The organism is Vibrio sp. 9-16B-A1 (genome assembly GCF_056726165.1).
The window spans coordinates 226,023-249,135 of sequence record NZ_JBSDZD010000004.1 but is presented as its reverse complement, the minus strand read 5'-3'; the positions used below and the strand labels follow the sequence as shown (position 1 = coordinate 249,135).

Here is a 23,113-nt window from a genome sequence, read left to right as displayed (position 1 = left end):
ACCCATCCATGGGGCTTCACCGCGTCGTCCTGACGCAGAGAGTCTGCTAAGCGACACCAGCCTGGCTAACCAATAACTAGCTGAACGACCGGAGACCCCATGCTCACCAATAACCTGCAACTGCTGCTCGTTGAAGATGATATCGACCTCGCCACCGCGGTAATCGACTATCTCGCACTGGAAGAGATCGCCTGTGACCACGCGGCCAACGGCCTGTCTGGCCTGAACCTGATTGAGCAGGGCAGTTATGACGCGGTGATCCTCGACCTCAACCTGCCAAAAATGAACGGCCTGGAAGTGTGCCAGCGGCTGCGCGAACAGGGGATAGACGTTCCGGTACTGATGCTCACCGCGCGCGATACCCTGGATGACAAGCTGACCGGCTTTTCCAAAGGCGCAGATGACTATCTGGTTAAGCCCTTTGCCATGGAAGAGCTTATCGTCCGGGCCAGGGTGCTGGCCGGACGGCGCAGCGGCCAGGTGAGCCGGTTATGTGTCGACGACCTCTGCCTGGATACCCGCCAGCAGAGCGCCACGCGCGGGGAAATGCCGCTTAAACTCTCCCCGACCGGCTATAAAATCCTCGAAGTGCTGATGCGCTCAAGCCCGGATCCGGTCAGCCGGGAAAAACTGCTTCAGGCAGTGTGGGGAGAAGAGCAACCAGATTCCAACGCGCTGAAAGTACACATTTTTAACCTGCGCAAACAACTCGATGCAGGCCAGGATAACAAACTGCTGCACACCCTGCCCGGTCTGGGATTTGTACTGCGCCGGGAGGAGAAAGCATGAAAATAAGACCCAGCCTTCGACTCTACGTTCTGCTCGCCATGCTGCTGACCGGGGTGAGTACCATCCTGGTGCTGTCATATATGAGCCTCAACTACTTCTTCTCGGGGATGGATCTCGCTCTGCGGGGCAACATGTACTCGCTGGCCGCAAAACAAAGTGTCTCTCCCGGTAATCCGGTTCATATCGAAAAGTTTACCATCGCCACCCAATGGGAAGATCTGCCGGAACAGGTCAGGAGCAATATTCCGGCGCAGGGGCTGGAGTACGATGAACTAAGGAAAAAAGCTATTGGGCATCAGTTCCTGTCTCCGCCCGATGCCGTCTATTTTGCAATGAAAGTACGCCGCGGCGAGGAAGACCGCTTCGTCTCTGCTCACTTCACCCAGGACGGGATACACACCCAGCCAAAAGTTCTCGGTATGCCCCATTTTGTGTACATCATCCTGGCTGCACTTGGCTCGATAGCCTTCTTCTCCCTTGTGCTGGTGCTGATCATGCGAAAAGTCGCCGCACCGGTTGAAGCCCTCCGCGCCTGGGCCAAAGGGCTGGACAGCAAAGATAAGCTCGCTGCCCCCGCGCCCGATTTTCATTACAGTGAGCTCAACACCCTGGCGGGTATCGTCCAGGCCAGCCTGAGCTCAGTGCAGGAAAGCCTGGACCGCGAACAGCGCTTTCTCGGTTACGCCAGCCACGAACTGCGTACACCCATCGCCGTCACCCGAACCAACAGCGAACTGCTGCGCAAGATGGTCGACAAAGGGCTGGATAAAGAAAAGCAGCTTGCGGTACTGGAAAGAATAGAGCGCGCGGGCCTGACCATGACCGACCTGACCGAAACCCTGCTGTGGCTGAACCGTCAGGAAGAAAAATCACTGCCGGTAACAGAAGTTTCGCCCGGCACGCTTTGCGAAGAGATCAGCGAAGAGCTTGGCTATCTGCTGCAGGGAAAACAGGTGGAAGTCAGCCTCAAACGTGATGGTCAGCTCAGCGAGCTGCCGGAAGCGCTGTGCCGGATTGTGATCAGCAACCTGATACGAAATGCCTTCCAGCACACCAGTGAAGGCAGGGTCAGTATCGTCCAGCGCGGCCTCACCCTGACTATCACCAATCAAAACCAAGACGGCAGCGGTGATGAAGAACTCCTTGGCTTTGGCCTCGGGCTGGAGCTGACTGAGCGACTGATCGGCCGCTACGGCTGGCAGCAGCAGGTAACAATGGTTGATGGAGGACGCAAAGTCAGCGTAGACTTCACCGCCCCAACAGCAGAGCAAACTGAGGACAACAGAGAGTGAGACTGGGTAAACGCCTGAAACAGATAGAAGCCATGACCGGTACCGGCTACGACCATATCTGGGACTGCTGCTGTGACCACGGCCATTTGGGCGGTGCGCTGCTCTCGCGCCAGGCAGCGGCGTGCATCCATTTTGTCGATATCCTGCCACCACTGATTGAAAAGCTGAGTGAAAACCTGGAACGCTTTTTCCCGGGCGGCCCATGGAAAACCTACTGCCAGGACGTAACCACCATTCCCCTGAGTGAACACAGCGGAAAACAGCTGGTGATCATCGCAGGTGTCGGCGGCGATCTGATGGCAGAGCTGGTGCAGGAGCTGCTGAGTGCTAACCCTGATACCGGTTTCGACCTGCTTCTCTGCCCGGCCAACCGGCCTTATGAGCTGCGAAGTGCGCTGAGCCAGCAGAAACTGGGTGTGATGGAAGAGACTCTGGTAGAAGATAACCAGCGCTGTTATGAAGTGCTGAAGCTAAGCCGCAGGGCCGGGTATCCGGCGGTGAGTCTGGTGGGCGAGGTAATTTGGCAGCCAGATACGGAGCAGCAGAAAACTGTCGCCCGGCGCTATCTGAAACGGATTGTGGGGCATTATCAGAAAGGGCGGAGTGAAGAAGCAAGGCTGGCCTGTGTGGCTTATCGGGGTGTTGAGCTCTGAACGCTGGTTGCCTGTGCTTCACTGCAACTTCACAGATCGCTTTGCGAGGTCCCGGGTCAAGCCCGGGATGACAAATTTTTCTTTTAATCTACTGTAATGAAAGAAAAAATGTCATCCCGGTCGCACTCCACGAAGCACAACCACACACTCACAGGCAGACGCGAACCGGGATCCCATCAAGCGGTCTGAAGAGCCAAAGAACCACCTTTAATTTCAGAACGTTGCTATCGCATTAACCATACGGCGCGCTGTGAGAAGATCCTGAATCCAGTTCAGGATGACTCAGTGTAAATGGTAAGAATAGCGACAAAAACAAACTATCAGATCGCTGACAGCTGTCAGGAACAAATAAAACCACCAGCCCTCACCCTGGTCATCCTGGACGCGCTCCCCATAACCTTCCCCACTCACATCAGGTTAAGCGCGATTCAGGATCTGCTGTCAGCAAGGGTGGAGTCACTTCGCGGCAGCGACAACACCTGAAATTCAGCTGCGCTCATTAACCCATTAATATCAGTGCATTGCTATCGCATTAACCATACGATGCGCTGTGAGAAGCTCCTGAATCCAGTTCAGGATGACCCGGAGTGAATGGTAAGAACAGCGACAAGTACATACTTTCAGATCGCTGAAAGCTGTCAGGTAAAAACAAAACCACCAGCCCTCACCCTGGTCATCCTGGACGCGCTCCCCATAACCTTCCCCACTCACATCAGGTTAAGCGCGATTCAGGATCTGCTTTCAACAAGGATGGAGTGAGCTCGCGGCAGCGACAACACCATAAGTACAGCGACCCGATAAACTTCTCATTGACTTAAAGTGGGATCAAAAAAGCCCCTCGCGGGGCTTAATCCAAATCACATCTTACATGTGCTTTTTCAGCAACCCGGCCACGGCCCTGAACACCGGCACCACTACCGAGTTACCAAACTGCTTGTAGGCAGCAGTGTCGGCACACACGATCCGGAAGTCAGTGTCAGTTGCACTCCGGTCATGCTCCGGCTTTTCAAAGCCCATCAGGCGCGCACACTCCTGCGGAGTCAGGCGACGCGGGGTTTTGTAACCTGAGTCAAACTCATCCGCGTAACGGCCGTGCAGCTGGTCATATTTACCCTCGCCCTCTTTCACCGCCGCTTTAAACTGCGCTTCTGTCAGCCGTGGGTTCTCACTGCGCAGACGGTCGGCAAAGTCCGTCGCATACTGCTCCCGCTCTTTGTTCTTACCTATCGCGTGCTCTTTGTTGCGCTCCAGATACTCTTTTTCCAGCCCGTGCTGATTGATCAGAATTTCAGAGCCATCTTTGTAGTAACGGGCTGAAAGCGTACGGGTGATCGCATCCTCACGGGCCGGGTCCACCAGGCCAAAACCAAAGCCATTGCCCTTGCTTTGGTGCTTCAGGGCGTAGTGGTAAAGGTAGTTCCACATATTGGGAGTCAGGGTGTATTTGGCGCGCTCTTCGTCTGACAGCTCACACAGGATCTCGGCCACCGTGTAGCGTTTTTGTGGCTTCTCGATATCGGCCAGGGAAATGTTGCGCAGTGATGGCTCCTGCTCAATCAGGTCTTTTCGAACACCCACCAGCACAATACGCTCACGGTGCTGAGGGGTGAAGTGTGCGCCATCGATGATCGCCGGTTCATTCTTACGCTTACGCACGATGCTGATGGAATCTTCAATGTCCTCACCAGCGTCGGTAATGTCTGCCACCCAGTAACCGGCACGATCCAGCGCACGAATAATGGTGGCAAAGGTATTGCCTTTATCGTGACTCTTCAGATTCTTTACATTTTCCAGCACAAAGAACTTTGGCTTACGCACACGCAGGACCTGCTCGACATCAAAGAACAGGGTGCCCTGAGTATCGCACTCGAACCCGTGGGCACGGCCCATTGAGTTTTTCTTGGAAACCCCGGCCAACGAGAACGGCTGACAGGGAAAGCCCGCCAGCAACACATCGTGCTCGGGAATGTGCTTTAAAATACTGTCACGCTTTTGCTGGTCTGTAGCGTCCGAATCTCCGCTGCGGGTCACATTGGTGATGTCCATCAGGGAGGTATTGCGCTCCGGATTCTCTTCTTCGCTGTCGAGGAAGTATTCCAGCTCCTGGCGGTCAACATAGTTGTTTGCCAGATAAGTACGGCGCGCCCTGGCTTCCCATTCGCAGGTAAAGACGCAACGGCCGCCAAAGTCTTCAAAGCCTTTGCGCAGACCGCCGATCCCGGCAAACAGGTCGATAAAACGAAAATCCGGGTTATCCCAGTGGGCAGGTTTGGCGGGAAGCAGCTTTTCACGCAACTCAGCGATGGCTTTCTCGTGAAAGCAGATGGCATTGGCGTCCGGATCCGCTTTCCAGCGGTTCAGCTTCTCTCTGGTTATCCCGGCGTAGTTTCCGCCAAGCTGCTGAAATTTAAGCGCAAGGTTTTTCTGATTATAGATAGTGATCAGAAGTTTAAGCAGGGCTTTGCTTTCCTGAAGATTGTGTTCAAGGCGAAGCTCGTCTTCCACATCACCTTTGAGGATTTCACTGAAGCGCATTGTCTGGCTGTCTCTGGGAATTTTGAGTGAACGATAACACACAAATATCCCTTACATAACAAGCGCCGGCAGGTCAGACCCGCTTCTGTGAGATGGCTCTCCTTACCCCAAAATCGCAGTTACCAGGAGGTCAGATGCAGCCCTTCACCATCTATCTCCCCACCCGCAGCACCGCTCTGAAGCCAGGTAGCCGCCAGGGTTGCAGTCATCTCCTCCGGCAGGCGGTGCTTGCCTCTTAAGGCGCACTCCCAGATAACCAGAATACGGATACCCTGCAGCGCCAGGGTCCGATACACGCGCTGGTCCCGTTCGCGGTTGCCGGTCAGTTTGGTTTTCCAGAAATCGGGCCGGGTAGCAGGCCAGTGAAAGGCGTCACACTCATGGACATGCCAGAAGCAGCCGTGGACGAAAATAGCCGCGTTCCATTTGGGCAGCCAGAGGTCAGGTTTACCCGGAACACCGGCCGGGCATACCCGAAAGCGGTATCCCCTGCGGTGGAGCTGACTGCGGATCATCACTTCCGGCTTTGTATCCCGGGAGCGGATCGCGCGCATGTTTTTTGAGCGGGTCTGGCGGCTGTGAACGTCTGTCACTGGCAGAGTCCTTCACTGGTAGTGTTACTTTCAGCATACCACTTTAGTGCCAGACCCGGTGTTATAGTGCTCTCTTCACAGGATCAGAAGAACCACTTCATACCGATCTCCGCCAGCAGCTCGGCAGGAGTATCGATTGCAGTACCATTTGGCAGCACAGAGTCGGTGCTGGAGTAGGCCAGTTTGGTCATCAGCCACTGGGTGCGGTCTGAAGTGGTCGGGGCATTAAACATCAGGTTAAATGAGCTTGACTCCAGCTCTGCCACATCGCCGGAAACCTTAAAGTACTCCGGCCAGGCCTGGATAAAGGCACCGCTGTCGCCAATCGGTTTGGTCACAAACAGGTTAAACATATAACCGTCACCGGACTCGCCGAACACCTGGCCTGTGGTATAAGCCGCGTTCGGGAATACCATAGCGCCGCCGGTGTATGCCGGGTTGATAAGGCCGATCGCCCCCACCGAAAGCAGGGTGGTATCATCCAGCCCGCCAGCGGCTCCTGCGCTGCCATTCATGTGAATAAGGTCAGTAGAAATGCCCACGCGCGGCATCAGGAAGTTATCCAGTGCGTGAACCTGGAAATACTGAGCACGGCCTTTCTGGTAGTCGATACCAAGCTGGTCTTTGCCTTCTTTCTTGGCTCCATCGTTGCCAAAGTTACCTTCTACAAAGCCGGCAAACTGGATGTTCTCACTCCATGCGCCGGTAAACATCGCAGAAACTCGCATATCGGCTTCAGAGGTAACAAACAGTGCCGCCTGGGTGTAAACCTTAGTCAGGTCAGACGGGTCGATCACCTCTTTCTCTTCCGCCATCGCTGGCACTGAAAGCAGGGTAAGGATTGCTGAGGTAAGCAGAGTTTTTTTCATTGGTAAATTGCCTTTATTTTGGGCTGTCCACAAAGCCGCATCCTTTCTGCCGGGACTGGTGAGGTATTGTTTCGCGGATACTATAGCCAGGTATCCCCATCGTAAAAAAACAGGTTTGTTGGTATTTTCCCAACAAGCGAAATCAGGACAGACTTCCAGACCAGGTCCGATAAGGCAGGTAACTCCTGTTCCATCGCTTATGCGTTTAGCATCGACACAGCCATTCTTTACCGGCATAAAAAAAGCCTGCCGCACTTTCGTGTGGCAGGCTTGTTATTTCAAAACAGCTTAGTCGAGCTCAACCAGGTTCTTCTCAAACTCCTGGTGCTGGGCCTGAACCTCTTCATCCGGGCCACCGGTCAGCATGCTGACTACCACGATAGCGATGGTTGAAAGGATGAAGCCAGGGACGATTTCATACATGTCGAACATGCCGCCGCTCAGCTGCTTCCAGATAACGATGGTGCTGCCGCCGATAAGGATGCCCGCCATCGCGCCGAAACGGTTCATGCCGCTCCAGAACAGGCTCAGGATCACTGCCGGGCCAAATGCCGCACCGAAGCCCGCCCAGGCGTAAGACACCAGACCCAGTACCGAGCTCTCAGGGTTCATCGCCAGGAACAGGGCAACAACCGAGATACCAACTACAGCGATACGGCCAACCAGCATCACCTGCTGAGGAGTCGCGTCTTTGTTAAATACCTGCTTGTAGAAATCCTCTGCCAGTGCAGAAGAAGACACCAGCAGCTGGGAGTCCGCGGTACTCATGATCGCCGCCAGAATCGCAGCCAGCAGGATACCGGCGATCACAGGGTGGAACACGGCGTTCACCAGCAGCATAAAGATCTTCTCGCCGTCGCCAACGTTCAGACCAGAGTTAGTCACGTAAACCAGACCCACTACGCCCACCAGCATGGCACCAAACATTGAGATACCAGACCAGACAACCGCGATGCGACGTGCTGTCACCAGGTCACGGTTGGTACGGGACGCTTTAAAACGCGCCAGGATGTGTGGCTGACCGAAGTAGCCAAGACCCCACGCCACCAGGTTGATGATCGCAATCGCACTCAGTGCTTCGCCTTTGTTGTCGTTCCAGAACGTCAGCAGCTCCGGGTTGATGGCACGCAGGTCGGCACCAAGCTGGCCGAAGCCGCCATCCATGGTCGCAACAGGTACGATCATCAGCGCTGCCGCCATCAGCAGGCCCTGCACCAGGTCAGTCCAGGATACCGCCAGGAAGCCACCAAACAGGGTGTAAGAAACCACACAAACAGTACCAATCACTACCGCGATGCTGTAATCCAGACCGAACACGGTCTCAAACAGTTTACCGCCCGCTACCAGACCCGAACTGGTGTAGAAAAGGAAGAACAAAAGGATAAAGAACGCCGAAATAACCTGAATGAAGTTCGAGTTATCTTTAAAACGGCGCGCCAGAAACTCGGGCAGAGTCAGCGAATCGGTGGTGATACTGTAAGTACGCAGGCGTTTGGCATTGATCAGCCAGTTCAGCCAGGTACCCGCCAGCAGGCCACCAGCCAGCCAGATGGCTTCCATGCCCGCCGCGTAGGCAAACCCCGGCAGGCCGAGTAGCAGCCAGCCACTCATATCAGAGGCACCGGCAGAAAGGGCTGCAGGCCACGGTCCGAGCGAACGGCCACCCAGAAAGTAGTCTGCAGAATTTGATGTACGCTTGTATGCAACATAGCCAATGGCCAACATACCAATCAGGTACGTCACAAAAGTACCGGTAATAGCAAAGCTATTCGCGATCATAGGAATATCTCCTCAGGATAATGTTGTGCTTCCATGCACTCCCCCCTTTATTGTTATGGTTGGGGGGAGGGGTTAGCAAAGTCGTCAGTGGCCGCCGCTTCCCAGCTCCAGCAGGGTTGCATTACCGCCCACCGCGGTGATGTTGATGGTGCGCGTTCGTTCGGTGATAAAACGCAGTGAAAGACAGGGATCGTGCGCCAAAGGCAGCGCCACCAGATCCGTTTCACCGGTCATCGAAACTATCGCTCCATCTCTTTTGGATAAACTTACGTTCAGCTCACGGGCAACGTCTGCAGCGCCGACAAACCCCAGAGCGCGGATATCACACTCCAGAAGCTGGCTGACCGCTTCATGCGGCTGGCGTTGCAGCAGGTTGGCAGGCAGCACAGCGGCTGCACTTTCAAGGCGGCTGATAAACTCCTCATCGTCACTGCACAGTACAACGGCATTACCCGCCAGTAGTGCAGCGGTCAGCTGAGCAATCAGCGCCACCCGGGCTGATTTTGAATGTTCATCACCAATCAGCAAAGCCACACCACGTCCGGCGGTGCAGAGCTCATTGGTTTCGCCAGTCGGTCCTGGCAGGTGATGAGGTTTGGCAAGCAGTGCCTGCGCGTGTTCCAGGTGGAACGTCATCACTTTTGCCCATTGCGGATTGTGCTGAGCCAGCTCATTTCTGAACGCGCTCACCACTTCTTCGCGATGGTCATAATCGGTTAAATTCCAGTTCTCCCACGCAGACTGAGCGTCAGAAAAACAGGTTGCCTGATGTGCCATAATTGCTCTCCTTACGCGTACTGAGTCTGGGTGAAACGGAACAGGTAGTGCGGTCCGCCGGCTTTCGGTCCGGTACCGGACAGCCCCTGGCCGCCAAATGGCTGGACGCCGACCACAGCTCCCACCTGATCGCGGTTGATATAGCAGTTACCCACCCGGGCATGCTTTTCAATCCAGCGATAGGTGGTTTCATTGCGGCTGTGGATACCCATGGTGAGGCCATACCCGGTTGCGTTAATAGTCCCGACCACCTGCGCCAGCTCAGACGCTTTAAAGCGCACCAGGTGCAGTACCGGACCAAAGTGCTCTTTGGTCAGGGTCGAAATGGAGTCGATTTCAAACGCAGACGGCACTACAAAATCGCCGTGTTCACAGCTTTCATCCAGTCTCGCCTGAGCAATCAGCTTCTGGCTGGCGGACATCGCTTCGATATGTGCATCGAGTTTGGCTTTGGCCGTCGCGTCAATCACAGGGCCAACATCGGTCTTATGCAGATAAGGCAGGCCCACGTGCAGCTCGGCCATCGCACCTTTGATCAGGTGAATGATCCGGTCTGCAATATCTTCCTGTACAAACAGCACCCGCAGCGCAGAACAGCGCTGACCGGCAGAAGCAAACGCCGAGCGCATCACATCACGCACCACCTGTTCCGGTAGCGCGGTACTGTCGACGATCATGGCGTTCTGACCACCGGTTTCAGCGATAAACGGCACAGGATCCGCTTCGCGCTCCGCCAGGGTCTGATTGATCTTCTGCGCGGTCTCAGTGGATCCGGTAAAGGCCACCCCGGCGATCGCAGGATGAGATGTCAGGCTGTGGCCGATCTCAGCGCCGATCCCCGGCAGCAGTGAAATAACATTCGCCGGGAAGCCGGCTTCCAGCATCAGGCGCACCGCTTTGGCCGCGATAAGGGAAGTCTGCTCGGCAGGCTTGGCCACCACGGCGTTACCCGCAACCAGAGCCGCCGTCACCTGGCCCAGGAAAATCGCCAGCGGGAAGTTCCACGGGCTGATACAGACAAACACGCCGCGTCCGCCGCGCTTAATGGTGCGGCTGACATCATCAAAGCCTTTAACGGTATGAGGCACCAGCCCCTGCACTTCGTCGGCGTAGTAACGGCAGAAGTCCACCGCTTCGCGTACTTCGTCAATGCTGTCGTGAATGGTCTTACCCGCTTCCAGATGGCACAGGGCCACCAGTTCAGCGAGATCGCGCTCAAGCAGGTCTGCAAGTTCGCGCAGAAGCTGACCACGCTCAGCCACCGGCGTACCGTTCCAGGCTTCAAATCCGCCCTGAGCGGTTTCAATCGCTTCGGAAACATGATCAGGGCTGGCGTAACTCACCGTTCCAACTTCAATACGGCGATCATACGGAGCCAGCACAGACTCGCCCTTGATCATGCTTTCGCTGCCCTTGATCATCGGTCCGGCCTGCCACTGCTTATCCATAAACGCATGAACCGCTTCTTCAAACGGACGGGCAGTGCTCTCCACATCGGTATTCACCCCGGTGGAGTTTCTGCGCCCATCAAATATCGCGCCCGGCAGCGGGATACGGTCGTTGTGCAGGGTCTTATTCGCCAGCAGGGTATCGACCGGGTGCTGAGTCAGGGATTCCACCGGGCAGCGGGCATCCACCAGGCGATGGACAAACGAGCTGTTGGCACCGTTTTCCAGCAGGCGGCGCACCAGATAAGGCAGCAGATCTTTATGGCTGCCGACCGGCGCGTAAATCCGTACCGGCTGGCCGTACGCGTCTTTGGCATGGTTATACAGGGCATCCCCCATACCATGCAGACGCTGAAATTCGTATTGGTCATGCTCTGCCATCACCGCGACAGCGGTAACGGTATGGGCATTGTGGCTGGCAAACTGCGGGTAGATATGCCCGGCAATATGCGGCTGAAGCAGAAAACGGGCACACGCCAGGTAAGCCACATCGGTCGCTTCTTTACGGGTGTAGACCGGGTAATTGGCATAACCAGCCTGCTGGGCCCATTTGATTTCGCTGTCCCAGTAGGCACCTTTCACCAGACGCAGCGGGATGGTATCCCCCTGAGCTTTGGCAAGGGCTGCCAGCCAGGTCAGTACCGGCAGGGCACGCTTGGAATAGGTCTGAACCACCAGTCCAAATTTGCCCCAGCCAGCGACAGTTTCACTGCGATAAAGCTTTTCAAACAGGCGCAGTGACAACTCCAGACGGTCCGCTTCTTCCGCGTCGATGGTGATCGCTACGTTCAGCTCACGGGCGCGCTCAAGCAGGCCGGTCAGGCTGGTAAACAGTTCGTCCATCACCCGCTCGTGATTCGCTTCTTCGTAGCGTGGGTGCAGAGCAGAGAGCTTGATGGAGACCGACGGCGCAGGGCCATAACTGGTGCCCAGGTCCTTACCCACCGCCTCGATCGCCATCAGGTAATCTTTGTAGTATTTGTTGGCATCCGCCATGGTCAGTGCGGCTTCGCCCAGCATATCGTAAGAGTAGGTAAAGCCCTGCTCACGCATCTTCTGGCCGTTCTTCTGCGCCTCGGCGATGGAGCGCCCAAGTACAAACTGGTGTCCCATGACTTTCATCGCCTGATGCATCGCACGGCGAATAACCGGCTCAGACATCTTGCTTACCAGGCCATTGATCGCCTGCGCAGGACTTTGCTCCGGCAGGTCTTTCAGGCTCACCACTTTACCGGTCAGCATCAGACCCCAGGTCGACGCATTTACAAACACGGAATCGGAGTTTTGCAGGTGAGACTTCCAGTCCGCCACGCTCAGTTTGTCACGGATAAGTGCATCGGCCGTCGCTGCATCGGGGATGCGCATCAGCGCTTCCGCCAGACACATCAGCAATATGCCTTCCTGAGTATCCAGGCTGTATTCAAGCAGCAGGGCATCAATCATCTGGATGGCTTTCTTGTCAGCGCGTATCGCTTCGATAAGCCGGGTGGTCTTTTGTTCGGTCTCCTGCTTCTGCCGGTCATCCGGCCTTGCCAAAGGGAGAAGTTGTTCCAGCCATTGGGTTTCGTCAACCATGTACAACGGCGAGATCAGCGACCAAAGCGCATCAGGCGACTGCCCGATAAACTCCGGTTTTAACACATCAGTAGCTGTAAACATGCGTTTTCCTCAATCTCGTACCCGGGCTGTCCACCCCGCCTGTTTGCCGGAGAAAACCCTGGGTTCATCCACATTGGCAAGCAGTGTATTTTGCGCCCGGGAAAGATACTTGTCAAAAACTCCGGCATTTTTGATAAAAAGTCGGATATTTAACAAAAACAAAACAAGATCACGCGATAAATTTAAAAATAACGCTTACCTTTGCACAAACAGACACACAAGAATTAACGGAACAACAGACGGTTTGAGGGTATTGAGAAGGAAAAACAGGAAGCAGAAACGATCAGAGCGACTGAAAACGCTTTTTATAACGCGAAGGGGAAATCCCTTCCTGACGGGAGAAGGCGTGAGTAAAAGCACTCTGACCGGAAAAACCGGTCAGTTCGGCTATCTGACCGAGAGTCAGGTTACCCTGCTCGATCAGCCGTTTCGCAGCAGAAAGGCGCTTATCCAGCAGATACTGGTGCGGGGTCTGGCCGGTCTGCTCTTTAAACAGGGAGTGAAACTGACTTTCACCAAGAAAGACGCTGCCCGCAAGCTGAGCCACGCTGATTTTCTGGCTCAGGTGCTGGTCAATAAAGCGGTCAACGGCTTCGGTATCAAGCCGGTTTTCCTTACGCAGCGACTGATAAGACTGAATATGACGCTGAAGCAGTGAGATCACTGTGTCATTACAGGCCCGGCTGAGCAAAGCATCATCCGGATTAGTCCGCATCTCCTGCACCAGCAGGGCGATCAGCTGTTCCAGCTGACTGTCGAGCTGAAAGTAGATATCCTGCGCGCCCAGCGCTTCAATGCGTTCGATCAACAGGTCATCCTTACGCAGCCCGGGGTGAAGGTTCAGCACCAGGATCTCACAGCGCCCTACCCCGCCAAACGCATGCAGGGTGGAAGCGGTCACCACACAGCCCTGACCCGGACCAATAAAATTACCCACCCCGGCGACGTCAAACTCGGCTTTGCCGCTCAGGCCGATCACAATCTGCACGTAATCGTGAGCATGAATGTTCATCTCACTGGAGAGCGTCTGCAGCTCAGCAGGGGCAGGATTGGGATCAGCAGGAATGTATTGCATAACAAAAACCGGTGACAGTCTGGAAAGGCTCTATGTTACCTCCATCGTTTTTATGGAGTCAAAGGGCTGTCAGCCCTTTATTTATCCCGGAACAATGATCAAGTCCGTATAAATTACGGACAAATGGCGATTAACATCGTTCCGGGAATGTTGCACTATTGTAGCTCTGCGTTGTGGTTCACAGCTTTAAGCGGTGAAAAGACAAACGATGCGCACTATGTCACGCAGAAAAAAGACATTTTTCTTTTCAGGAGCGTGTGTTTGCTCTAATTTTTGAGTATTGTCATTTCTGCTTCGTACCATTTGATAATAGTATTACTCTGCTTGAATGTTTTCTTTCCGGCTCATCCGGCGAAAGCAAAGTGATACAATACTCAGAAACTTTGTTTCGCTTTCTGACCCACTCAGGCAGGAAGCCTAAACTAACCATGATAATGCAGGGACCCATGATCAAACATAGACTCCCAGCGCTTTTGCTTGCGCTAACCCCATTCTGGATGTCTGCTACCACGCAGGCCGAAGAGGCTGCCAGCCTTGATCCGGTATCGGCGATTGATGAAAAGCTTTCTCAGAAAGACGGTGAAATCGATACTCTGGATCAGGAGTTCAACGCCGGGCAAACCCAGCTGAACCGACTTGAGCAGCAGCATCAGAGCCTGCTGAAAGAGAGCGAACAACTGGCGACCAAACGTAATCGTGCCAAACTGGCACTGGACAAGCAGTTCAGCCGCCTGGCCGAAGAGCCGGATATCGACCTGACCACCTTCCAGAAACAGTACCAGGAAGCGTGGAATGACGTGAAAGCCAACCAGAAAGCACAGCTGGAAAACCAGCAGGCGATCACCGAAAGTGAAATGGCACTGTCACGCCTTAAACAGCGTAAAGCCCGCCTGACCACCGAATTTCAGAACCTTCAGGAAGCGCGTATTGATGCCCGTGTGAAACGCATGGCCACCGAACTGAGAGAAAGCGCTGTACTGGAAACCAGTTATAAAACCACCTGTTCCGCGACCATGACGCTGGGAGAATGTGCCAGCCAGGGTAAATACCTGACCAAGCAAAAAGCGGTTAAAACTTTTAAAAACAAACTGGTATCTCAGCTGTCTGAATCTTCACTGGCAAGACAAAACCTCTCTGGTGTGGCACTGAACATCCACGTTCAGGAGAGCCAGATCATCAAGAGCGGTTTTGAAGGTAACAATGGCTACTTCACCCAGCTTCAGGCGCAGCTTCAGGCCAAACCGGAAGCAACCGCAGCGTGTAAACTGCTGAACGTGGAAGCCCGTTACTGTCTGAACTCTGCCAGCACCAGCAAGAAGAGCAAAAAAGACAAACAGTGGGCCAATGTGACGGTCCGCTCTGATCAATACAACGATGATGTCACCATCAACGGCGTGAAATACGGCTCAACCCCGGTTGAAGTGGTACTTCCGGCAGGCCGTCATCAGGTGACCGTTTCCAAGTCCGGTTTTGAGACTTACAACCGGGTGATCACGGTAAACGGTAACGACACCATCTGGATCAAACTGCGTCCGAATAAGAACGGTTAATTCCATTCTGATGTTTTCAAACGCCATCATACTTCCGTATGATGGCGTTTTTGTTTTACCGGGCCCGGGAAATTGTTTGTAAATCGATCACATTTTCTCTAACCAACGGTAAGATTTGATGTTTTTTCGACCAGGTTATCGCCAATAGAGTGCTTACTTAATTGCACAGATTGGTATAATACTTTTTCGACCCGACTTTCCAGAATATTACGGTAACAGTGCAATGCGATATGGATTCCCTGCCCTTTTGTTGATGCTTTCCCCTTCGCTGGCTTTGGCCTCTGAGCCTCAGTCGATTGGGGAAATTGAAAGCGCGATTGCGTCCACGCAGTCCGAGCTTGAAGCCAACGCCCGGCAAATCAAGCAGTCTAAGCAGGATATTCGTCAGCTTAGCCACGAGCTCAATACACTGGAAGATAAGTCGGCCAGGCTTGATGCCAGCCGCGTCAAAGCCAAAAAAGCACTCGACCGCCAGTATGAACTGATGCTGGATAACCCGGATGTGGATATCACATCGGCGCAGAGGGCCTATCAGGACAGCTGGGCAGAAGTAAAACAGAATCAGCAGCAGCGACTGGAAGCTGATCAGAAGCTGACCGAGGAAAATGCCGGGCTGAGCGCACTGAAAGCCGAAGAGAGCCGGATCAGTGGCGTTCTGGATAACCTTCAGAGCAGCCACCTGCGTGCCCGTGCGCAGCGCCTGCAAAGCGAACTCAGCCAGTCAGACGAACTGAAAGTCAGCTTTACCAATGTCTGCCAGATGGATCTGACCCTGGCCCAGTGTGACAAGCAGACCCAGAATCTGGCGATGCAGAAAGCCGTCAATCAGTTTCAGGCACAACTCATCGATCAGACCACCGAATCAGGTCTGGTGAAGCAGAACCTGGGTAAAGCGTCACTGAACATCCACGTGCTGAACCACAAAACCAGCAAGTCCGGCTTCTATGATGGCAAGCGCTACCAGAAAGTACTGGATGTCACCATGGAGTCCCGCCCGTCGAAAAACACCGCCTGCAAGCTGCTGGGCATTGAGTCCGGTTACTGCTTCGAGCAGAGTGACCTCAGCCAGCAAAGTAAACAGCAGCAAGAGATCCGCTGGGTAAGCCTGACCGTGCGCTCGAACCAGCACCAGGATAACGTGGTGATCGACAACGTAAACTACGGCAGCACTCCGGTTGAAATCATGCTGCCAACCGGCCTGCACATGATCACGGTGGAAAAAGAAGGTTATAAGTCTTTCCATCAGGAACTGAAAATCCAGGGCGACCACTCCCTGCGCGCGGTACTGAGAGAGAAGCTCAACCTGCCTCAGGCCGGTGAAAGCTTTGCCGATCAGATTAAGTCCGGCAGCAAAGCGCCACAGATGGTTGTCGTCACAGCCGGCGAATACCTGATAGGTGAAAACGGATCACAGCAGGTCAACCTTGATCATGCTTTCGGTATCTCCGCCACGCCGGTGACCGTGGATCAGTTTGCCACCTTTGTTAACCACACCGGTTATCAGTCCGATGCCGAGCTGAAAAAGCTGTGTTCAACCATTGAGAACGCGGTAACGGTCCCGGTTAAAGGCAGCTACTGGCGAAACCCGGGCTATAAACAGTCACAGGATTTCCCGGCTGTGTGTCTGAGCCGCAACGATGCCCGCGCTTACACCAAATGGCTGTCTTCCCAGACCGGTCACAACTACCGCCTGCCAACATCAGCAGAGTGGGAAGTCGCAGCACGTGCCGGCAGCAAGCAGGCATTCTGGTGGGGTGAACGCTTTGGCAGTGGTGAAGCCAACACTGGCTGGAGCGGCACGCCATGGTCCAACAAGAGCGCCTCTCCGGTTCGCGCGTTTGCGCCAAACAGCTACGGCCTGTATGACATGGTGGGTAACGTCTGGGAATGGACCGCACAGAACAGCGGTATCGTAAAAGGTGGCGCGTGGAGCTTTGCACCGGCCAAAGCCGCAGCGTATGAGAACCTGGATGTGTCACCGAATACCACCGCCAACTTTATCGGTTTCCGGGTTGTCAGAGACCTGAAGTAACCAGCCATACACTCAACGCCGGGCATTCAGCCCGGCTTTTTTTATCTGTTTTAACTTTGGGCTCACGCCAGGCCTTTTAAAACAGAGGGATTTCCCCCCTTTCAGCCAATAATGAAATCGATTAACTTAGTGGTCAGAGGTCGGGCATGATGCCTGACTTCTAAGGTATGTTCACTTAGACCCTGAAGTGAATGTCATACCTCTTCTACACGTCGACAAGATGTATCTTGTGTTTGCCAGCTCCCTCAAGCTGGCTTTTTTTTGTCCGAACAATCCATCAGTAGTGACAATTTTAGTAATTACTGCTGTTACGTCCGATATGAGACTGGTATTATCTTAAACTTTCTTAACCCCCTGAAAAAACAACTATGGCGAAAAACCCACATCTGGAATCCCTGTTTGCTCAACTGCCGGGCTGCTGGGGATGCAAGGATAAAGACTCGGTATTTGTGTACGCCAATCAGGCGTATGGTGACCTGATCGGGGTAGACTCACACCTGGATTGTATCGGGCGGACAGATTTCGATATGCCAAGCCCGACCACAGAGTGTGCAGGAGACTTTCAGGCTCAGGACAGAGCCGTGATGGAAAGCGGTAACACCATGCGGGTACTCGATATTCATCCGTATCCCGATGGCCGGTGGCGGGCGCATATCTTTACCAAAACCCCCTGGCTGAACGACGATGGTGAAGTGCAGGGCACCATATTTTACGGTCAGGAACTGGAAGACACCGCCATTCTGGAAGTCGGACACTGGATCTGCCGGGCCACCGGGCTGAGCAAAGCAGACCGGCATGTATTTGGTGAAAACGAATCCCCTTTGCCGGAAAAGCTCAATCAGCGGGAGTCTCAGGTGCTGTTTCTTCTGCTGTACGGCAAAAAGCCTCAGTTTATTGCTAACGCGATGGATATTTCAGTCAAAACCGTGGAAGGCCATGTAGCCCGCCTGAGGGGGAAATTTGGCGCGAACAGCAAAAACGAGCTTATCGAAATTGCTCTCGATGCAGGCTACGGCTCGGTGATCCCGGAAAGCCTGCTGCGGACACAAATCTCCGTGGTACTGACCTCGACACCAAACAGCCACTCCTGAATATAAAAACAGCGCCACCAGGGCGCTGTTTTCGTATCCGCTTTATATAACAGAGTGGCCGGGCCTTTATGGTGCCAGACGGTCAATCTCCCACTCACCACTTTCCTGTTTTGTGTACAGGAAGCGATCGTGCAGGCGGTGTTCACCACCCTGCCAGAATTCAATGCTCTGTGGCTCAATGCGGTAACCACCCCAGAACTTGGGTACCGGGATCTCGCCATTGGCAAACTGCTCTTTCAGCTCCATGTATTTGCCCAGCAGCATGCTGCGTGCAGAAATGCGGCTGCTCTGATGACTGGCGATCGCAGCAATCTGGCTCTCTTTTGGCCGAGAAGTAAAGTACTTCATGTTCTCCATAGCGCCCAGTTTTTTGGCTACGCCGGTAATGTGTACCTGACGCTCCAGCGGATGCCACGGGAAGTGCAGGCTGATCTTACTGTTGTGCTCCAGATGCTGGGCTTTGCGGCTCGCAAGATTGGTAAAAAATACAAAACCATTCTTATCAAAGTTCTTCAGCAGCACGATGCGCTGATACGGCATACCACTCTCATCCACTGTAGCGATGGTCATCGCAGTCGGGTCAGTCAGCTGAGCTTCTACGGCCTGCTCCAGCCACAAATTAAACTGTTCCATCGGATCAGCGTTCAGGTCGCGACGGCGCAAACCGCCCTTACAATACTCGCGACGAATATCAGAAAGTTCCATGAAGACTCCTTATGCGTTGCGGGAATTGTGCGCCTCTGATCTGATGACTTCAAGCGCTAATTGCAGGCGGGATCGCATTTTCGCGACTTTGTGTCCTGCTGCCACCCCCAGACAGGCATTTTAAGTCTGTTTGGTGAAGCACAGCATTATCACTCTGCCCTATAATTAAACGAATAGCTTAACATCAGTGCAAACAAGCAATAAAATCAACCTATTGAGCATTCGAATAACAGAAAGCTGAGCTATCGGCTTATTAGGGACTATACATGGACAGAAAGAGCTTACAACGCCTCGATCAGAACGAGCTCGACTACGTCGATGACAAGACGGCAGCCTTGCTGCTCAATACCCCCGGCAGCGCCCGGGTGCTGTTGTGGGTCATGGTGGTTTTCTTTGCCTGTGCCATTGGCTGGGCCGCCTGGGCACAGATCGATAAGGTAACGGTCGGCCAGGGGAAAGTCATTCCCTCATCCCAGCTGCAGGTGGTACAAAATCTGGAAGGCGGTCTGGTGAAGAAATTGCTGGTCAAAGAGGGGCAGGTCGTTGAAAAAGGTCAGCAACTGCTGCTTATTGATGACACCCGCTTTCGAAGTGATTTTCGTGAGCGCGAACAGCAGGTAACTAACCTGACTGCCAGTGTTCTGCAGCTGAGCGCGTCGATCGCCAGTATCAAAATCAACGAGAATTTTGATCCGAAAAACTGGCAGGACAGCGTTCAGATTGAAGGTAACAAACTGATCTTCCCGGAGCAGATTAATGAAAATGCCCCGAAACTGGTCGCCCGCCAGATGGCAGAGTACCGCCAGGACCTGAACAACCTGAAAAACCAGGTGTCGGTACTCGACCAACAGGTAAAACAGAAGCAACAGGATCTGGTCGAGCTCCGGGCACGGGTGCGCAACTTAAAGCGCAGTTATGAGTTTGCCAATAAGGAGCTGGAGATCACCAGCCCGCTGGCAGAAGAGGGCGTGGTACCGCGCATCGAACTGTTGAAACTGGAGCGTCAGGTCAACGATACCCGCCGCGAGCTGACCTCAACCGAGCTGAAAATCCCGGTACTGAACTCAGCGATCAAAGAAGCCATGCTCAGCCGGATCGACGCAGCGCTGAAGTTCCGCTCTGAGCAGCAGGAAAAACTCAACCAGGCCCAGGACAAACTCTCGGCGCTGACCGAGTCCACCGTCGGCCTGGAAGACAGGGTAAACCGCACCGTGGTGGTGTCTCCGGTCACGGGTACCGTGAAAAAACTGTATATCAACACCGTTGGCGGCGTTATCCAGCCGGGGATGGACATTGTGGAAATCGTCCCGGGCGAAGATACCCTGCTGGTCGAAGCCAAAATCGCGCCGCAGGACATCGCTTTTTTGCGTCCGGGGCTACCGGCGCTGGTGAAGTTTACCGCCTATGATTTTACCCGCTATGGCGGACTGGAAGGGGTACTGGAACACATCAGTGCCGATACAATTCAGGACGAAGAGGGCAACAGCTTTTATCTGGTGCGGGTGCGCACCCTGGAAACCCAGTTTGGCCACTCAGACGAACTGCCGATCATCCCGGGTATGACCGCCTCGGTAGACATTATTACCGGCAAACGCTCGGTGCTCGACTATCTGCTCAAACCGATCACCAAAGCGCGTCAGACCGCGCTGCGGGAGTAACCCGGTGGCTGGCAGTAAAAAGTTCTGGCTTCCCCTGCTCGGCGCAATGGCGCTGAGCTCTGCTTCTTTTGCCCTCAATGATCAGGAGCAGCAATGGGTAAATGCGGTGGAACGCACGTATGGCGAGCGGGCCGGTAAACGGGTCCGCGCCTGGCGCGATGTGGTGCACAGCTACAAAAATCTGCCCGAGGCAGAACAACTGGAAGCGGTCAATCAGTTCTTTAATCAGATGCATTTTGTCGATGACATCATACTGTGGGGCAAAAAAGACTACTGGGCCACACCACTGGAGTTTCTCGGCAGCGCAGGCGGTGACTGTGAAGATTTCACCATCGCCAAGTACTTCTCGCTGCTGGAACTGGGGGTTCCGGATAAAAAACTGCGCCTGATTTACGTTAAGGCTATCGAGCTGAATCAGTTCCACATGGTGCTGGCGTACTACGCCAAACCCAGTGCCGAGCCGCTTCTGCTGGATAATTTGAAATATAACATTATGCCCGCGTCGAAAAGACGGGATCTGCTGCCAATCTACAGCTTCAACGGTAAAAACCTGTGGCTGATGAAAGAGCGCGGAGCGGGTAAGTTGGCTGGGAAGTCGTCCCGGTTGAGCTTGTGGAATGATCTGCGCTCACGGGAAAAGACGCTCAAACTAAATAAACCGATCATCAACTATGACGAGTAAGCAGGATGACTTTATATAAACAGCTTGTCGCATGGATGTTAGCCGTCTTCTTAATGCTGATCACTTCAGTATTGGCTATCGAATTTAACACCACGCGAAACTTTCTTGAGCAGCAGCAGCGCTCAGAAGTAAACAACACCATCAACACGGTGGGTCTGGCGCTCGCTCCTTACCTGGAAGACCAGGACGAGGTAGCCGTCGAGTCCGTGATCAACGCCCTGTTTGATGGCAGTTCTTACTCTGCGGTGCGGCTGATTTTTCTCAGCAATGATAAGGAGATCGTCCGGACTTACCCAATCAAACCTGCCGATGTACCGGAGTGGTTTACCAGCCTTTCCCTGTTCCGCACCATTCATGATCGCCGGGTCGTCACCAGCGGCTGGATGCAGCTGGCAGAGGTGGAAATCATCAGTCATCCGGGTGATGCCTATGCTCAGCTCTGGTATGCCCTGACCAACCTGCTGACCATCTTCGCCGGGGTATTTGTACTCGGTGCGGCGGTCATTTCCTGGGTGGTTAAACGGGCGCTCAAGCCGCTGACCCAGATCGTGCAGAAGATGAACGATGTCGCCAACAACCAGTTTGGCCAGCCACTGGAGCTGCCACGTACCCGCGATTTGATCGCAGTGGTCAAAGGCATTAACTATATGTCCGCTCAGGTAGAAAAAAGCTTCCAGGCGCAGGCTAAAGAAGCCGAGCAGCTGCGTGAACGAGCCTACATGGACCCGGTTTCGCACCTGGGTAACCGCTCCTTCTTTATGGGCCAGCTCAACACCTGGCTGAAAGAATCCGCGATCGGTGGCATTGCCATCCTTGAAGCAAGCTTTATCAAAGAAGCCTATGAAGAAGAAGGTTACGAAGCGGGTGATAAGCTGGTCAAACAGCTGGCAGACCACCTCAATATGACCCTCTCCACCCCGGATGTGACGATTGCGCGGATCAATACCGCCGAGTTCGGTTTTATCTTCCAGAACCTGGAACAGGAAGACCTGAAAGTGATCGCTGAAAGCATCATGAACTACACCCAGGACATTCGCCCGGATCCAACCGGCACCACCCCGGCCAACGCCTACCTTGGTCTGGTGCACAATGAGAACAGCAAAACCACCACCGAAATCCTGTCACTGGTGGATAATGCCCTCTCCAAAGCACACGCTAATCCAAACACCTGCTATGGCATCGTGACCGATGAGCAACACGTAGTGATGCTGGGTAAACAGCAATGGCGCGCCCTGGTGGAAGAGGCGATCAGCAACCAGTGGATCGAGTTTAAATACCAGACCGCGTTTAACTCAGCCAATAACAGCTATCACAGCGAAGTCTTCTCCTCTATCGAAAAAGACGGGCAGCGTTACACCGCCAACCAGTACCTGTTTGCACTTGAGCAACTGGGTGAGGGTCAGATCTTTGACCGCTATGTAATCAGTTCGATGATCGACAAAATCGAGTCCGGTGAGCTGACCAATACCCTGGCTGTCAACCTGACCGTCAGCAGTGTCACCGAACCAAGCTTTATCCGCTGGCTTGCCCAGACTCTGGGACGCCATCAGAGTGCTGCAGGCAAGCTGCACTTTGAAATTCCGGAGTCGTGCTTTGTGCACCACCAGCACCACACCGCTCTGGTATGCCATGCAATCCGTACTTCGGGCGCTGATTTCGGTGTTGATAACTACGGCCGTCATTTCCACTCGCTGGACTACATCAACGAGTTCCGTCCGGCTTACGTGAAACTTGATTATCTCTACACCCACAACCTGGATGATGAACAACAGGCGTACACCCTGACCTCTATCTCGCGTACTGCCCACAACCTGGGGATCACCACCATCGCTTCGCGGGTAGAAACTCAGGCGCAGCTCAACTTCCTGGCAGAACACTTTATTGATGTGTTCCAGGGTTACATTGTCGATAAGGGATAAGGCAGAA

Annotated in this window: 16 protein-coding genes and 2 pseudogenes; 10 read left to right on the top strand and 8 right to left on the bottom strand. The window is 53.9% G+C overall.

The features are described from left to right. Window positions 1-99: 99 nt before the first annotated feature. The 3 genes from ACVB80_RS09055 to ACVB80_RS09045 are packed head-to-tail and all read left to right on the top strand — an operon-like array spanning window position 100 to window position 2,734. Window positions 100-789 (top strand): response regulator transcription factor, encoded by a 690-nt coding sequence (locus ACVB80_RS09055; protein WP_481080954.1) that lies wholly within the window; start codon window positions 100-102, stop codon window positions 787-789. After that, a complete protein-coding gene (locus ACVB80_RS09050; RefSeq protein ID WP_481080953.1) occupies window positions 786-2,081 on the top strand; it encodes a sensor histidine kinase in 1,296 nt (431 codons plus the stop codon). The genes ACVB80_RS09055 and ACVB80_RS09050 overlap by 4 nt, the downstream gene beginning before the upstream one ends. Continuing rightward, window positions 2,078-2,734 (top strand): tRNA (adenine(22)-N(1))-methyltransferase, encoded by a 657-nt coding sequence (locus tag ACVB80_RS09045; protein ID WP_481080952.1) that lies wholly within the window; start codon window positions 2,078-2,080, stop codon window positions 2,732-2,734. The genes ACVB80_RS09050 and ACVB80_RS09045 overlap by 4 nt, the downstream gene beginning before the upstream one ends. A gap of 864 nt (window positions 2,735-3,598) precedes the next feature. On the opposite strand, the gene dcm is transcribed toward ACVB80_RS09045, so the two are convergent. The 7 genes from dcm to ACVB80_RS09010 all read right to left on the bottom strand — a co-directional run bounded on the left by dcm (window position 3,599) and on the right by ACVB80_RS09010 (window position 13,469). Then, the gene (dcm, locus tag ACVB80_RS09040; protein ID WP_481080951.1) at window positions 3,599-5,311 is read right to left on the bottom strand and encodes a DNA (cytosine-5-)-methyltransferase; all 1,713 of its coding nucleotides are present in this window, start codon (window positions 5,309-5,311) and stop codon (window positions 3,599-3,601) included. A 77-nt stretch (window positions 5,312-5,388) separates the two neighbouring features. Next, the gene (locus ACVB80_RS09035) at window positions 5,389-5,862 is read right to left on the bottom strand and encodes a very short patch repair endonuclease (RefSeq protein WP_481080950.1); all 474 of its coding nucleotides are present in this window, start codon (window positions 5,860-5,862) and stop codon (window positions 5,389-5,391) included. Between the two features lie 83 nt (window positions 5,863-5,945). Beyond that, window positions 5,946-6,731, bottom strand: a complete 786-nt coding sequence (locus ACVB80_RS09030; protein ID WP_481080949.1) for a hypothetical protein — start codon at window positions 6,729-6,731, stop codon at window positions 5,946-5,948. A gap of 288 nt (window positions 6,732-7,019) precedes the next feature. After that, on the bottom strand, window positions 7,020-8,510 hold the full coding sequence (gene putP, locus ACVB80_RS09025; RefSeq protein WP_481080948.1) for a sodium/proline symporter PutP: 1,491 nt from the start codon (window positions 8,508-8,510) through the stop codon (window positions 7,020-7,022). An 84-nt stretch (window positions 8,511-8,594) separates the two neighbouring features. Then, window positions 8,595-9,287, bottom strand: a complete 693-nt coding sequence (locus ACVB80_RS09020; RefSeq protein WP_481080947.1) for a 1-pyrroline-5-carboxylate dehydrogenase — start codon at window positions 9,285-9,287, stop codon at window positions 8,595-8,597. An 11-nt stretch (window positions 9,288-9,298) separates the two neighbouring features. Beyond that, entirely contained in the window at window positions 9,299-12,394 is a 3,096-nt protein-coding gene (gene putA, locus ACVB80_RS09015) for a bifunctional proline dehydrogenase/L-glutamate gamma-semialdehyde dehydrogenase PutA (RefSeq protein WP_481080946.1), read from the bottom strand. Between the two features lie 283 nt (window positions 12,395-12,677). Next, a complete protein-coding gene (locus tag ACVB80_RS09010; protein WP_481080945.1) occupies window positions 12,678-13,469 on the bottom strand; it encodes a helix-turn-helix domain-containing protein in 792 nt (263 codons plus the stop codon). A 446-nt stretch (window positions 13,470-13,915) separates the two neighbouring features. Between ACVB80_RS09010 and ACVB80_RS09005 the strand changes: the two are divergent. The 4 genes and pseudogenes from ACVB80_RS09005 to ACVB80_RS08990 all read left to right on the top strand — a co-directional run. Beyond that, window positions 13,916-14,057, top strand: a pseudogene (locus ACVB80_RS09005) (PEGA domain-containing protein); the annotation flags it as partial. A 74-nt stretch (window positions 14,058-14,131) separates the two neighbouring features. Continuing rightward, window positions 14,132-15,019 (top strand): annotated as a pseudogene (locus tag ACVB80_RS09000) (PEGA domain-containing protein); the annotation flags it as partial. 223 nt (window positions 15,020-15,242) lie between these two features. After that, the gene (locus tag ACVB80_RS08995) at window positions 15,243-17,051 is read left to right on the top strand and encodes an SUMF1/EgtB/PvdO family nonheme iron enzyme (protein WP_481080944.1); all 1,809 of its coding nucleotides are present in this window, start codon (window positions 15,243-15,245) and stop codon (window positions 17,049-17,051) included. Between the two features lie 368 nt (window positions 17,052-17,419). Next, window positions 17,420-18,142, top strand: a complete 723-nt coding sequence (locus tag ACVB80_RS08990) for a helix-turn-helix transcriptional regulator (protein ID WP_481080943.1) — start codon at window positions 17,420-17,422, stop codon at window positions 18,140-18,142. Between the two features lie 66 nt (window positions 18,143-18,208). Here ACVB80_RS08990 and pdxH read toward each other — a convergent pair whose 3' ends face one another. Next, entirely contained in the window at window positions 18,209-18,847 is a 639-nt protein-coding gene (pdxH, locus tag ACVB80_RS08985) for a pyridoxamine 5'-phosphate oxidase (RefSeq protein WP_481080942.1), read from the bottom strand. A gap of 266 nt (window positions 18,848-19,113) precedes the next feature. On the opposite strand from pdxH, the gene ACVB80_RS08980 reads away from it, so the two are divergent. Genes ACVB80_RS08980 through ACVB80_RS08970 form a run of 3 tightly spaced genes read left to right on the top strand, consistent with a single transcriptional unit; the run spans window position 19,114 to window position 23,106 of the window. Continuing rightward, entirely contained in the window at window positions 19,114-20,505 is a 1,392-nt protein-coding gene (locus ACVB80_RS08980; protein ID WP_481080941.1) for an HlyD family type I secretion periplasmic adaptor subunit, read from the top strand. A gap of 46 nt (window positions 20,506-20,551) precedes the next feature. Beyond that, window positions 20,552-21,187, top strand: coding sequence for a transglutaminase-like cysteine peptidase (locus tag ACVB80_RS08975; protein ID WP_481081079.1), 636 nt, complete (start codon window positions 20,552-20,554; stop codon window positions 21,185-21,187). Window positions 21,188-21,192: 5 nt separating this feature from the next. Next, window positions 21,193-23,106: a bifunctional diguanylate cyclase/phosphodiesterase gene (locus ACVB80_RS08970; RefSeq protein WP_481080940.1), complete on the top strand. Its 1,914-nt coding sequence runs from the start codon at window positions 21,193-21,195 to the stop codon at window positions 23,104-23,106. Window positions 23,107-23,113: the final 7 nt, after the last annotated feature.

Coding starts and splice junctions, on each gene's coding strand:
- ACVB80_RS09055 (WP_481080954.1), top strand. CDS start 100: ATGCTCACCAATAACCTGCAACTGCTGCTCGTTGAAGATGATATCGAC.
- ACVB80_RS09050 (WP_481080953.1), top strand. CDS start 786: ATGAAAATAAGACCCAGCCTTCGACTCTACGTTCTGCTCGCCATGCTG.
- ACVB80_RS09030 (WP_481080949.1), bottom strand. CDS start 6,731: ATGAAAAAAACTCTGCTTACCTCAGCAATCCTTACCCTGCTTTCAGTG.
- putP (WP_481080948.1), bottom strand. CDS start 8,510: ATGATCGCGAATAGCTTTGCTATTACCGGTACTTTTGTGACGTACCTG.
- ACVB80_RS09020 (WP_481080947.1), bottom strand. CDS start 9,287: ATGGCACATCAGGCAACCTGTTTTTCTGACGCTCAGTCTGCGTGGGAG.
- putA (WP_481080946.1), bottom strand. CDS start 12,394: ATGTTTACAGCTACTGATGTGTTAAAACCGGAGTTTATCGGGCAGTCG.
- ACVB80_RS09010 (WP_481080945.1), bottom strand. CDS start 13,469: ATGCAATACATTCCTGCTGATCCCAATCCTGCCCCTGCTGAGCTGCAG.
- ACVB80_RS08995 (WP_481080944.1), top strand. CDS start 15,243: ATGCGATATGGATTCCCTGCCCTTTTGTTGATGCTTTCCCCTTCGCTG.
- ACVB80_RS08990 (WP_481080943.1), top strand. CDS start 17,420: ATGGCGAAAAACCCACATCTGGAATCCCTGTTTGCTCAACTGCCGGGC.
- pdxH (WP_481080942.1), bottom strand. CDS start 18,847: ATGGAACTTTCTGATATTCGTCGCGAGTATTGTAAGGGCGGTTTGCGC.
- ACVB80_RS08980 (WP_481080941.1), top strand. CDS start 19,114: ATGGACAGAAAGAGCTTACAACGCCTCGATCAGAACGAGCTCGACTAC.
- ACVB80_RS08975 (WP_481081079.1), top strand. CDS start 20,552: ATGGCGCTGAGCTCTGCTTCTTTTGCCCTCAATGATCAGGAGCAGCAA.
- ACVB80_RS08970 (WP_481080940.1), top strand. CDS start 21,193: ATGACTTTATATAAACAGCTTGTCGCATGGATGTTAGCCGTCTTCTTA.